Annotated in this window: 8 protein-coding genes; 6 read left to right on the forward strand and 2 right to left on the reverse strand. The window is 72.5% G+C overall.

Annotation, left to right across the window (positions count from 1 at the left end):
- The first annotated feature begins 93 nt into the window (after positions 1-93).
- The 4 genes from IPH07_28095 to IPH07_28110 all read left to right on the forward strand — a co-directional run bounded on the left by IPH07_28095 (position 94) and on the right by IPH07_28110 (position 4,963).
- The gene (locus tag IPH07_28095; protein MBK6921291.1) at positions 94-1,167 is read left to right on the forward strand and encodes a serine/threonine protein kinase; all 1,074 of its coding nucleotides are present in this window, start codon (positions 94-96) and stop codon (positions 1,165-1,167) included.
- Between the two features lie 57 nt (positions 1,168-1,224).
- The gene (locus IPH07_28100) at positions 1,225-2,985 is read left to right on the forward strand and encodes a tetratricopeptide repeat protein (protein ID MBK6921292.1); all 1,761 of its coding nucleotides are present in this window, start codon (positions 1,225-1,227) and stop codon (positions 2,983-2,985) included.
- Positions 2,982-3,884 carry a hypothetical protein gene (locus IPH07_28105; GenBank protein MBK6921293.1) on the forward strand — a complete coding sequence of 301 codons (903 nt, stop codon included), beginning with the start codon at positions 2,982-2,984 and terminating at the stop codon, positions 3,882-3,884. Before IPH07_28100 ends, IPH07_28105 begins: the two co-directional genes overlap by 4 nt.
- A 185-nt stretch (positions 3,885-4,069) precedes the next feature.
- Positions 4,070-4,963: a lamin tail domain-containing protein gene (locus IPH07_28110; protein ID MBK6921294.1), complete on the forward strand. Its 894-nt coding sequence runs from the start codon at positions 4,070-4,072 to the stop codon at positions 4,961-4,963.
- Positions 4,964-5,020: 57 nt separating this feature from the next.
- On the opposite strand, the gene IPH07_28115 is transcribed toward IPH07_28110, so the two are convergent.
- Positions 5,021-5,416 carry an FHA domain-containing protein gene (locus tag IPH07_28115; protein MBK6921295.1) on the reverse strand — a complete coding sequence of 132 codons (396 nt, stop codon included), beginning with the start codon at positions 5,414-5,416 and terminating at the stop codon, positions 5,021-5,023.
- A gap of 347 nt (positions 5,417-5,763) precedes the next feature.
- Here IPH07_28115 and IPH07_28120 point away from each other — a divergent pair, with 347 nt between their 5' ends.
- Together IPH07_28120 and IPH07_28125 are read left to right on the forward strand one after the other, a co-directional pair.
- Positions 5,764-7,443, forward strand: a complete 1,680-nt coding sequence (locus IPH07_28120; GenBank protein MBK6921296.1) for a peptide MFS transporter — start codon at positions 5,764-5,766, stop codon at positions 7,441-7,443.
- Between the two features lie 97 nt (positions 7,444-7,540).
- Positions 7,541-10,468, forward strand: a complete 2,928-nt coding sequence (locus IPH07_28125) for a serine/threonine protein kinase (GenBank protein MBK6921297.1) — start codon at positions 7,541-7,543, stop codon at positions 10,466-10,468.
- Between the two features lie 30 nt (positions 10,469-10,498).
- On the opposite strand, the gene IPH07_28130 is transcribed toward IPH07_28125, so the two are convergent.
- Positions 10,499-12,958 carry a serine/threonine protein kinase gene (locus tag IPH07_28130; GenBank protein ID MBK6921298.1) on the reverse strand — a complete coding sequence of 820 codons (2,460 nt, stop codon included), beginning with the start codon at positions 12,956-12,958 and terminating at the stop codon, positions 10,499-10,501.
- Between the last annotated feature and the right edge of the window lie 8 nt (positions 12,959-12,966).

Consider the following 12,966-nt stretch of genomic DNA (forward strand, 5'->3'; position numbering starts at 1 on the left):
GTTCACGCCGGGGGCCGCGATCGCGCGCTCGGCCGTCCACGGCGGTCGTCTTGACCCGATTGCGCGCGGGCGCCCGCGCTATAGTCCGCGCCGGTGAGCGACCCACGCGACGACGACGATGCCGCGGCCGAGCCCGGTCCTGTCGCGGCACCCGACGCCGACGTCGAGCCCGACGCGACAGCGTCCTCGAAGCCCCCGCCGAAAATGCCCGAACGCGAACCCGACGCGCCGGACTCGGGCTCGTTCGAGGAGGAGACCCAGCCGATCGAGGCCCCGCCCATCGAGGCCAGCGAGCTGCTGCAGCTGCGCACGATCGCCAGCACGCGCGCCGCGGCGCTCGGCACCGCCGACGAGGAGACCCTCGAGCTGCCGGGTGGCGAGCCCATCGAGGCGCTGCCGCGCGGCACCACCATCGCCAGCTTCGTGGTCATCGCGCACATCGGCGAGGACGCGCTCGGGCCGATCTACTCGGCGTTCGACGTGGTCGCCAATCGCAAGGTCGCGCTGCGTTTGTTGCCGGTACCGACCGACGATCCCGAATCGGCACAGCGGCAGCTCGCGGTGGTCGACATCATGGCCGCGGTCGCACGGCTGTCGCATCCCTGCATCCTCGCGGTCTACGACGTCGGCACCTGGCAGGGCGGGGTCTACGTTGCGATGGAGTCGTTCGACGGCATCGAACTCGCGAAGTGGATGGAGGCGCGCGACGAACCGTTCCCCTGGCGCGCCGTGATCGGCAACGCTCGCGATGTCGGCCGCGCGCTCGCGGCCGCCCACGCGCAGGGCGTGTTCCACCGCGACTTCACCCCCGACAAGGTGCTGCTGGGCCCGCCGGGTTCGCTGCGGGTGGCCGACTTCTCGCTCGCGCCGGCGGTCATCGACGCGCCCGATGCACCCACCGAAGACGTCGCGCGGCTGCGCAAGCGCCTGGGCCTGGACGGTGCGGTGCCGCCGTTGATGATCGGCACCATCGAGTACGCCGCGCCGGAGGTGCTCGCGGGCGCCGAAGCCGATGCGCGCAGCGATCAGTTCTCGTTCTGCGTCGCGCTCTACGAGGCGCTCTACGGCGAGCGGCCGTGGCCAGCCGACACCCGCAACGCGCTCGCGGGCGAGATGGCCGACGGCCCGCCGCGCACCGCCCCCGATCACAGCCGCGTGCCAGCGTAGCTGCGCGATGCGTTGCTGCGCGGCCTGCAGATCGCCCCCGAGGATCGCTGGCCGTCGATGGAACGGCTCATCCGCGAGCTCGATCGCGATCCCGCGGCGAGCCGTCGACGATGGCAGCGAGGGCTCGCGGCGATCACCGTGGTCGGCACGCTCGCGGGTGCCGGCGCGTGGTGGGTCGATCGCACCGAGCAGCGCTGTGCCGAGGCCGGCAGCGAGCTCGAGGGGGTGTGGGACGCCCGTCGCCGCGCGGAGCTGTCACGGGTGTTCGAGGGCGACGGCGCGGCCTATGCCGTCGACAACGCGCGGGCGGTCGGCGATGCCATCGACGCGTGGGCAGCGGTGTGGTCGCACCTGCAGGTCGAGGCCTGCGAGGTCACACGCGTGCGCGGCGAGGCCTCGGAGGAGCTCTACACCGAGCGTCGCGCGTGCATGGCGGTGCGACTCGACGAGCTGCGAGCGCTGTTGGCGATGCTCGAGTCGATCGACGCCGAGGGCCACGAGCGCGCGCTCGCGGCCGCCGAGTCGTTGACCTCGACGCGGGTGTGCACGCGGCCGTCGGGCCTGCTCGAGCTCGCGGTCGGTCCCGATGTCGATCCCGCGCGAGTCGACGATCTGCGGCTGCGCATCGCTCGAGCCACCACGCTGCTGCAGCTCGGGCGCGCGCGTGCGGTCGAGGCCTCGCTGCCGGAGCTCGAGCGCGACGCCGACGGTCTGGCGCAGGCGGGCGTGCAGGTGCAGCTGGCGCAGCTGCGCGGCGCGACGGCGCGGGCGCTGGGCCGTGACGACGCCGCCATCGACGCCTTCCACGACGCCGCGATCCGGGCCAGCCAGAACGAGCTCGATCAGGCGCTCGCGCTGGCGTGGCTCGAGCTGGCCGCCATCTTCGCCGACGGCAAGCAGCTCGACGAGGCGACCCGCGCCCTCGACCACGCGCGCAGCTTGGTCGAGCGCACGCCCTACGACGAGGTGCGCTGGCGCGTGGCCGCGACCGCCGGCCAGATCTCCGCACGGGCCGGGCGCGACGCCGACGCGCTCGCGCGCTACCACGAGGCGCTCGCACAGCTCGAGCGTCGACGAGCCTCGACCACCGCGCGCTACGACCTCCTGCTGCAGCTGGGCGAGCTGACGGCCGCGCGCGGCGACGTGCCGGCGGCGACCGGCTACTTCACGCGCGCGCTCGAGCTGGTGCGCGACCGCCTGGGCCCGCAGCACCCGACGTTGGCGACGCCGCTGCTGCGCCTGGGTGAGCTGCAGCTGCCGCGCGAGGGCACCGCGGCCGCACGCGCGACCTGGGAGCGCGCGCTGGTCATCGTCGCCGAGGCCCACCGCTCCGACGCCAACGCGGTGGTCGAGATGCTGCTGCGCATGGCGACCGCGCTGCGCGAGCACGGCGATGCCGACGGCGCGCTCGAGTACGACGGCCGTGCGCTCGCGGCCATCGAGAGCACCCACGGCGACGACGACGCCCGCGCGACGGTGTGGCTCGACGAGGGGCGCAGCCTGCTGGCGCTTGGTCGCGTCGCGCAGGCCCGCGTGCCGCTCGAGCGCAGCCTCGCCCACCGCGAGTCGGTGCTCGCGAGCCTGGGACCGACGTCCGCCACCACCAGTGGCAACGCCAGCCATCGCAGCGCGGCGGCGCAGATGGTGCTCGACGCCGGCGCCGAGCTGGTGCGGGCACTCGCAGCGCAGGATCCCGCCTCCGACGCGGCCACCCAGCTGGCCCGCCGCCTGCGCGTGGTCGCGGCGCAGCACCGCCTCACGGTACCGTCGTGGCTGGTGGGTGTGACCGACACCGCCGCCTCGGGGGCTCCGCCGTGATCGCACGTGTCGCTGCGTTGGCACTGCTGTGCACGGTCGCGTGTGACAAGCAGCGCGCGGCAGCGAAGGTCGCGAGCGCGGTGCTGGCCGAGCGGCCGCCTCGCACCGCGCCCAAGTCCGACAGCCTCGTCGCCGGCATGCTGGTGGCCGGCGATCCGACACCGGCACCCACGGCAGCGGAGCTGCTCGCCACCGCCAAGCTGGTCGGCATCGGCGGTGGCGCGGACGCGTGGTTGTTCGACGAGGCCATGCCCGACGACAACCCCGGCTGGATCGGCCCGCGCATCGATCGCGCCGGCGGCTCGAAGGCGGGCCGCGATCAGCTGGCGCTGCGACGCGCCGCATTCGCGAGCCACGTGCCTGCCGTCGGTGACCGCGGCGATCTCGACGATCGCGAGCTCGCCGAGCGGGGCATTCGGGCCGGCGCCGATCTGGTCGCGCTGGTCGGCCCCGAGCGCAGCTGCATCGCCGGCCGCGGCACCCCGTTCGTGCAGGCGGTCGATCTCGGCGGCCACGTGCTCGACGTGCGGTGGCGACTCGATGGCTGCGGCGAGGGCCCATGGGCGCCGATCGGGCTGGTCACCGATCGCGTGCCGGTGGCGCTGCGTTGGGTGCCGTTCTCGTGCGAGCCCGACGACGCCGGCGCGCGTTGGCAGGATCCTGCAATCGGCGACGGCGTGATCCGCTTGGGCGCGCTGTGGCAGCTCGAGGCGCCGGTCGCGTTGGTCGGCGTCGACGACGACGGTGGCGTGATGTGGATCGTGGGCGACGACGGGTTGCAGCCGGCGCGACGCTTCGCGACCGGTGACACCGTGCCACGACGCCTCGATTGCGGCGATGCACCGACCGCCGCCGACGCCGATGCGGTCGACGACGATCGCGACACCGACGTCCCCTGACGCGGCGCGGCGATCCACATGCACCAGCGCCGGACCGGCGAACTGCCGGAGTGCAAGCGAGACGACGGGTCGTGCACGCGAAGAAGCACCGCCGTGACGGTCGTCGTGCGCGGGGCCACGAATGCGCGGGCGCGATGCAACAACTACGGCCGACCCGCGTCATCCGTCTGAATCGGACCCCCTGCGTGCCCGCTCGACCCCACCGCCCCGCTGCCAGGCTCCACCTGCGTGCGCCGGCGCTCGCCCTCGCGATCGCATCGGGCTGCTTCTCGGAGTCCCCGGCGCAGGAGTCCACGGCGGCCTCGATCGGCGAGGGCGGCAGCAGCGGCGAGCCGAGCACCAGCAGCGGCGACACCACCTCGGGTGCATCGAGCACGGACGCCGGGGACACCACCACCACGCCGATCGTGACCGACGGCTCGCTCGACACCGGCGGGACCACGGCGGCGGACAGCGGCGAGTCCTCCGGCGGCGCCGACGACAGCTCCACCACCGCCCCCGACGCGACCTCGAGCTCGAGCGGCGGCGAGTCGTCGAGCAGCGGCGAGCCCGAGCCGCTCACGGTCGACCAGCTCGTGCCCGGCGACCTCGTGATCACCGAGGTGATGTGGAACCCCTACTGCACCGGTGACGCCTGCGAGTGGGTCGAGCTGTGGAACGCGACCGGCCAGGTCGTCAACCTGCTCGATCTCTACGTGCAGGACATCGACGAGAGCGTCGGCAATCAAGGTCGGATCACCGACGACGTCTTCGTGGGCCCCGGCGAGTACGCGGTGATCGCCCGTGGCATCGGCGACTGGCCCTACTTCTTCGAAGCCACGGCGGCCTACGGCCCCAACCCCGGCCTCAACAACTCCGACCCCGACACGGTGCTCGTGCGCAGCGAAGCCATGGTGCTCGACGAGATTCCCACGCTGCCCTTCGATACGCCGCAGGGCACCGCCTGGTCGCTCTCCGGCAGCACGCTCGGCGCCGACGACAACGACAACGCCTTCAACTGGTGCCTCGCGGACACCGTGCTCGACACCACCGTGACCGACGAGTACGGCACACCGCTCGAAGCGAACCCGGACTGCTGACGGCAGGCGCGGGATTCCACGGCCGCGGTCTGTGCTCGACCGCGCGATCCCCCGCGGTCACGTCGGCAGGCCCAGTCGGGCTGCGAGCGCCGCCCGCGAGTGGATGCCGAGTCGCTCGTAGACGTTCGACAGGTGCCGACCGACGGTGGCCGGGCTGATGTGTAGCTGCTTGCCGATCTCGGCGTTGGTCAGGCCGGTCGCGACCAGGCGTGCGACCTCGAGCTCGCGGGGCGACAGCGGCAACGCGGGTGCGGGTGCGGGCGTCGGCACCGGAGCCGATGCCACCGGGGTCGCGGCCACCGGCGCGGCCACGGCTTGCCCGCGCGCACCGACGTAGCGCAGTCGCAGCACCACCGGCCCGATGCGCAGCTCGTCGCCGTCACGCAGCGAGGCCTGCTCGACCTTGCGGCCGTTGAGGTGCGTGCCGTTGCGCGACGCGAGGTCGACCAGCAAGATCGCCCCGCTCGCCTCGACCACCAGCCGCGCGTGCTTGCGCGAGACGCCATCGACCGGAATCGGCACGTCGACGGCGGCATCGCGTCCGATCACGAACACGCCGGGGGCCAAGCGGCGGGGCGGCCCCGGTTGGGCGCCGCGCACGATCTCGAGGTACGGCGTCCCGAGCTGCGTCTGCTCCGCCTCGTCGTAGTCGCTCGTGGGCCCGTCGTTCGGCAAGGGAGCACCCAATCTACCATGTGACCGTACGCATGGCCTCGGTGACGCGCCGCCTTGCGGCGCGCGCCCGCGATAGGTGAGCATGCCGCAGCCGTCGTTGCAGCCCTCGCCGACGCCCCGCGAACATGTTCAAGAAGCATCCCCGAGGTCTCCCCGTCCTGTTCTTCACCGAGATGTGGGAGCGCTTCGGCTTCTACCTGTTGCTCGGCATCTTCGTGCTCTACATGACCGACCCCGCGGATCCCGAGAATCCCGCGATGGGCGGCCTGGGCATGTCCGACCGCGACGCGTCGGACATCTTCGGCACCTACCTCGCGCTGGTCTACCTGACGCCGTTCGCGGGCGGGCTGCTGGCCGACCGCGTGCTCGGCTACGGGCGCTCGATCATCATGGGCGGCGTGTTGATGGGCGTGGGCTACTGCATGCTCGCGATCCCCGGCGACGGCCTGTTCTTCTGGCTGTCGCTGCTGCTCATCATCATCGGCAACGGCTTCTTCAAGCCCAACATCTCGGCGCTGGTCGGCAACCTCTACGACACCGACCGCTTCCGTCCGTACAAGGAAGCCGGCTTCAACATCTTCTACATGGGCATCAACATCGGCGCGTTCGTCTGCAACTTCGTCGCCGCCGTCGCCCGCAACAAGATCGGTTGGTGGGCCGCGTTCATGTCGGCCGGCATCGGCATGTTCCTCGGGGTGGCGTGGTTCATCGCCGGCCGCAAGCACGTCGCCGAGGCCGACGTCATCAAGCCCACCAAGCCCGGCGACGAGCCGGTCGGCCGCATCCTCGGCAAGGTGCTCGGACCCGCCGCCGCGGCCGCGGTGCTGGGGTGGTTCGGCGTGCCGGCGCTGCTCGGCGAGGGCTCGACGGTGTTCGGCTCCCACAGCAACGACGCGTTCCTGTTCGCGTGCGTACCGGTGGTGTGGTTCTACGTCTCGCTGTGGCGCAAGGCCGAGGGCGAGGACCGCGAGCGCGTGGGCGCGCTGCTGCCGATCTTCGGCGTCGTGGTGGTGTTCTGGGCGGTGTTCCACCAAAACGGCTCGGCGCTGACCGTGTGGGCCGATCGCTTCACCGATCGCGACATGCCGGCGTCGGTCGCCTCGGCCGCGAAGACCTTCGATCTGGTCGAAGAGGTCGACACGACGCCGCGCATGGTGCCCAAGACCGACGCCCACGGCGTGCGCCAGCTCGACGCCGACGGCAAGCCCATCGAGGTCGAGGGTCCGCACCCGTACTTCAACAACGTGCCGGAGTCGCAGTGGCCGCCGCCGCAGGTGAAGAAGCCGCTGTTCTCGACCGAGCTGTTCCAGTCGATCAACGCGTTCTTCGTGGTGCTGCTGACGCCGTTCGTGGTCGGGGTCTGGGCGTGGGCGAGCCGCCGCGGCAAGGAGCCCTCGACTCCGGGCAAGATCTCGATCGGGCTGTTCATCACCGCGCTGTCGACCCTGGTGATGGTCGCGGCCACCTACGCCACCCACAACGGCGTCGAGAAGGCCTCGTGGCTGTGGCTGGGCGGCACCTATGCCGTGATCACGGTCGGCGAGCTGTGCCTGTCGCCGATGGGCCTGTCGCTGGTGTCCAAGCTGAGCCCGCCGCGGCTGACCGCCGTGATGATGGGCGGGTGGTTCCTGTCGACTTCGATCGGCAACAAGCTGTCCGGCATCCTCTCGGGTCTGATGGACGCCTTCGAGCACAAGTCGGTCATCTTCTTCATCAACTTCGGCGGTGCGGTGGCGGCCTCGCTCGCGATTGCACTCATGATCCCGCGCATGCGCGGGGTCATGCAGCGCTACGTCGGTAAGTAGTGCGATGGCGGCGACGGCCGCCATCCGTGCACGCCCTGGTCTGTAGCCCAGAGGTTCGTCTGCGTCGCCGAGCTGCCTGCTATGCTCGATGGCGGACGTGGCGACCGGTGAATCCACCGCGGGCTCGGGGCCCGCCCAGACCCTGCCGGCCGACGGCCCGGAGGCCCCGCAGGGGCTGCAAGCCGAGACGCCGCGGCTGCAGCAGGGCGCGCAGGTCGGTCGCTACGTCGTGCTGCGTGAGCTCGGGCGTGGCGGCATGGGCGTGGTCTACTCCGCCTACGATCCCGAGCTCGATCGTCGCGTCGCGATCAAGCTGCTGCACGGCGACGACCGCTCGGACCGAACCCATCAGCACAATCGCCGGCTGGTGCGCGAGGCCCAGACGCTCGCGCGTCTCAACCACCCCAACGTCATCACGGTCCACGACGTGGGCACGTGGTCGCACTGCGTCTTCATCGCGATGGAGTACGTCGAGGGCGGGACCCTCCGGCAGTGGCTCGATCGCGGGCGACACCCGTGGCCGGAGGTCGTCGCGCGGCTGGCCGCGGCGGGTCGCGGTCTGCAGGCTGCGCACGACGTGGGCCTGGTGCACCGCGACTTCAAGCCCGAGAACGTCCTGTTGGGCACCGGCCCGGAGCCGCGCGTGCTGGTGGCGGACTTCGGCCTCGCGCGGGCCGTCGGCGAGGTCGTGGCGGATCCCGAGCGCACGCTCGACGATGGCACGCCGCTGCCACGATCGCTGGTCGGCGCCGAGCTGACCATGACCGGTGCGCTGCTGGGTACGCCGGTGTACATGGCCCCCGAGCAGCACATGGGGCGCCCGCCCGACCGCCGCACGGATCAGTTCGCGTTCGCGTTGGTGTCGTGGGAGGCGCTGTTCGGCCAGCGCGCGTTCGCGGGCAAGACCGCCGCCGAGCTGGCCTGCACCGTCACCACCGGTGCGATCACACCGCCGCCATCGCGTGCCGGGGTTCCGCGCGCGATCCATGCCGCGCTGCGGCGGGCACTCTCGGTGGATCCCGAGCAACGCTTCGGTGACCTGCGCGAGCTGCTCGCGGCACTCGAGCGCACGCAGGGCGGCGGCCGTCGCCGCACCGTCGTGGTCGCGCTCGCGACGGCCACGGTGGTCGCCAGTGCTGCGGCGCTGCTCGGCCGGTCCGCGCCACCGTGCGAGGGCGGTCCCGAGGCGCTCGCGCCGGTGTGGAGCCCGAGCCGGGCCAACGCGCTGCGCGACGCGTTCGTGGGCACCGGAGCGCCCTATGCGGAGGCGACCTTCGACCTCGTGCGCGCGCAGCTCGACACGCGCGCACAGGCCTGGCTCGAATCGCACCGCGAGGCCTGCGAGGCGACGCGCGTGCGCGGCGAGCAATCCGAAGCCGCGCTCGACCTTCGCATGCAGTGCCTGCGTCGACGCGCCCGCGAGCTCGACGCGGCGCTCGAGGTGATGCAAGACGCCGACGCCGACGTCGTGCGCAATGCCGTCGACGCCGCCCACCGTCTGCCGCAGGTCGAGGCCTGCAACGACCTCGACGCGCTGCAGAGCGCGCTGCCACCCCCATCCGACGCCGACGCCCGCACACGGCTCGGCGACTTCGAGGCCCGGCTTGCCCGCGCCGACGCGCTGCGCCACGCGGGCAAGTACGACGATGCCCGCGATCTGGTGGAGGCGCAGCGCTCGACCGCCGAAGATCTCGATCGCGCCGACGTCGACGCCGAGTTCGCACTGGCGCTCGCGCGCACCCTGCAACCGCTCGGCCAGGGCGACCCGGCGCTCACGGCTGCGAAGCGGGCAGTGTGGACCGCCCACGCGGCCCGGCTCGACGAGCTGGAGTTCAGCGCAGTCATCACCGTGTTGGCGATCATCGTCGACGAGCTGCGCAAGCCCGAGCTCGCGGGCGACTGGGTCGAGCTCGCCCGCGCGACGGCGTCGCGCATGGGCAATCCGCCGACGAAGATGGCAGAGCTGGAGCACCGCATCGCGGGCCTGCACTTCCGCGCCGGTGAGTACCAGCTGGCGCTCGAGGCCAACGACCGCGCGTTCGCACTGGTCGAGCGCGCCGACGACGACCCCATGCTCGTGACGCTGCAGGCGCAGCGCGCCTCGATCCTCATCGACCTCGGCCGCACCGCCGAGGGCATCGCCGCCAACCGCAGGGTGCTGGCGCTGCGCGAGCGCACGCTCGGGCGCGAGCACCCCAACACCGCGCGCGCACACAACAACCTCGGCAACGCGATGTTGAATGCCGGCGAACGCAAGGCCGCGATCGAGGAGTACACCGCCGCGCTCGACATCTGGACCCGCTCCCTCGGCACCGAGCACACCGACGTCGCGATGGCGCACATGAACCTCGCCAACGCCCTCGCCGAGTCGGGCGGCGCCGTGGCGGCGCGGGCCCTGCCCCACTACGAGCGTGCGATCGCGACCTGGACCCGGCTCTACGGCCCCGACGACGTCCGGGTCGGCCTCGGGCTGTCGAACCTCGCGCGCTACCAGCTCTTCAACGACCACGTCGCCGAGGCCCTGGCTGCCCTCGAGCGCTCGATCGAGATCGCCGAGCACACGCAGGGGCCGGAGCACCCCGACCTCGTGTTCCCGCTGCTCAACGTCAGCGACGCGCAGACCAGCCTCGGCAACTTCACGGCCGCCGCCGAGGCGTCCGCACGCGCGCTGGTGATCGCCCGCAGCGCCTTCGAGGGCTCACACCCGATGATCGCGCGGGCGCAGGCCATGCATGCCACCGCACTACTGCACGGGCAGCAGCGTCGCGTCGATGCCAACCTGGGGGTCGAGCACGCCGTGCTCGACGCTGCCGTCGCGGAGCTCGAGGACGCGATGGCGATGCAGACCGAGCTCGCCGTGCGCAACGACGAGCTCGGCCTCACGAAGTACGCGCTCGCGCAGGCGCTGCTCATCGGCGGTGGCGACCGGGTCCGCGTCCGCACGCTCGCGCAAGAGGCGGTCGTGCTGTTCGCCGCCGACCCGTACCAGCGCGAGCTGACCCAGGCGTTCGTCGATCGGCTGTGAGCGGCGGTTGGCCGCCTGTCCGCATCGGCTTCAGCCCCGCTCGCGCTCGGCCGCCGCCGCGGATTCCTCCTCGCCGTCGTCGCGGTACGCCCCCGCGGCGCGCTGCCACGCCCGGCTCGCTGCACGGTGGTCCCCGCGCGCGCGCTCGATCGCCGCGAGTTCGGCGTACGCGTCGCCCAGCATGCCGGGTCGACGATCGCGCCTGCCCTCCAGCTCGACGAGTGCGCGCTCGATCGTCGCCGCTGCTTCGCCGAGCTGGCCACTGTTTCGCAGCGCCTGCGCAAGCGCCTGCCGTGCGACCGGAAGCGTGCGTGCGTCGTGCTGCACCGCGTCGAGTTCATCGACCAGCGTGCGCAGGATCGAGGTCGCCTCGCCCGCCTCGCCCGCAGCGAGCAGCAGGCCCGCGAGGTTCAAGCGCGGCGCATGAGTGATCTCGTGGGTCGGGCCGTGGCTGCGCGACAGTGCGGCCACAGCCTCGCGCTGGGTCGCGAGATCCGGCCGACCGAGTTCGACGAGGATCCCGCCCAGTAGATCGAGCAGCTGCCCTCGCCGGTGCGCGTTGGGACCGAGCAGTGCATCGAGATCGGCGATGGCCTCGCGGATCGCCAGCTCGGCGGCGCTCGGGTCCCCCGCCAGCAGCTCCGCGACCGCCAGCCCGTGCAGGGCGGTGACCAACTTCTCGTCGAGGCCGAGCGAGCGCGCCGCGGCCACTGCGTCGCGCGCGGCCGCTCGCGCACGTGGGCGGTCCTGGGTGATCGAGTACAAGCCGAGCGCGGCCGTCGACCACGTGGCCCGCAGCCGCGGCGGTGCCCCAGCGCGATCGAGCTGCACGCGGGCGTCCTGCAGCCAGCGCCACGCGGCCTCGTGATCTTGTCGCTCGGCGGCGAACCCCGAGAGCTCGGACGCGCTCTCGACGGCAAGCGCGGCGTCACCGGCTGCGCTCGCATGGCCGAACGCCGCTTGGTACCAGCGCCCCGCCGCCGCGGTGTTGCCGGCGCGGATCTCGAGCTTGGCCAGAAGATGCGCCGCCTGGCCAAGGACCGCATCGCCGTAGGCCACCGCTGCATCATCGACGACCGCAGTGAGGATCCGACGCGCATCCTCGACCGCGCCCACCTGCAGCGCTGCGGCGGCCGCATCGAGCTGCGCAAGCCCACGCAGTGCCGGCGGCTCGACGAAGGAGGCGCCGGTGCAAGTCCGCCGCTCCACGTGCTGCTGCACGGCCGCCGCCAACGCGGCCAGCGAGCCTGTGTCCGCCTCGTCGATCGCATCGAGGAGCGCGCGGGTCTCGGTCCGTGCGGTGTCGAGGCACGCGATCTCGACTGGGTTCGGCAGTCGCTCGCACGCGAGCCGCAGCTCGGAGCTCCACGACGCAAGATGGGCATCGAGGCGCACGACGACGCGGTCGAGCTGTCGTTGCTCCGGGCTGCCGAACGGTGCGTCCACGCGCGCGCGCAGATTCGCCTGCGCCACAGGACTCCAGCGCGGGAACGCCAGGGCGAGCAACGCGGCCGGCTCGTGGCGAGCAGCCGCATCGCACGCGACTGGATGGTGCTCACGGGTGCCAGGCAGCGAACTCCACCCGAGTGCGAGTGCAGCGGCGCTCGCCGCTCCCGCCCACGCCAGCGCTCGCGCTGCCGACGGCTGGCTCGCACGCCGCAGCGCCGAGGCGAACGCGTGCATGCTCGAGAATCGCTCGCGGGGATCGATACGCATTGCCCGTGACAGGACGCGCGACAGCGCTGCTGTGGGCGGTCGAGCGGGCAACGCAGGATCGGGTGAGCCCAGCAGACGCGCCGCCACCTTCGCCAGCGCGTACTGGTCGCTGCGCGCATCCACCGATCCGCCGGCGCGTTGCTCTGGCGACATGTAGATCGGTGTGCCGCCCCCCTGGGCGCCGCGGGTGGCGACCGCGAGGCCGAAGTCCGAGACGCGCACCACGCCGGCGTCGGTACGCAGCAGATTGCTGGGCTTCACGTCACAGTGCACCAGCCCTGCGTCGTGGGCCGCCGCGAGCCCCAACGCCGCCTGCACCACCGCATCCATGATCTCGTCAGGACGGGGTCGGCAGGTACGCCACCACGACTCGAGGTCGCCGCCATCGACGCGGCGCATGACGACGTACGCGCGGCCCTCCGCCCACCCGAGGTCGAACACCTCCACGACGTGGGGGTCGGTGATGCGCGCCTGCGCCCGTGCTTCACGCAGGATCGCGGCCTGCGATGGGTCACCCACCGCGACCAACGGATGCAGCACCTTGATGGCCACCTCGCGCTGCATCCGTGGATCGCGGGCCACGTAGACCGTGCCGAAGGCCCCCGCACCAAGCCATTGCCGCAACTCGTACCGTCCCAGCCGCACCGGCGTGGCGCTGCCCAGCAGACTGCCCTTGATGCGCGCCACGACGCGGCGCAGCTCGAGCGTGTCGGTCGGTGGTGCCGCCTCCTGGACACGCGCAGCCGCGATCGCCTCGGGTTGTCCCGCGCCCATGCCCCTGG

It is taken from the genome of Deltaproteobacteria bacterium, assembly GCA_016709225.1.
Taxonomy (GTDB): Bacteria; Myxococcota_A; Polyangia; order Nannocystales; family Nannocystaceae; genus Xiheibacterium; species Xiheibacterium phototrophicum.

What these genes read in the sequence shown, in the direction of transcription:
- IPH07_28100 (MBK6921292.1), top strand. Translation starts at nt 1,225, where the DNA reads ATGGAACGGCTCATCCGCGAGCTCGATCGCGATCCCGCGGCGAGCCGT.
- IPH07_28120 (MBK6921296.1), top strand. Translation starts at nt 5,764, where the DNA reads ATGTTCAAGAAGCATCCCCGAGGTCTCCCCGTCCTGTTCTTCACCGAG.
- IPH07_28130 (MBK6921298.1), bottom strand. Translation starts at nt 12,958, where the DNA reads ATGGGCGCGGGACAACCCGAGGCGATCGCGGCTGCGCGTGTCCAGGAG.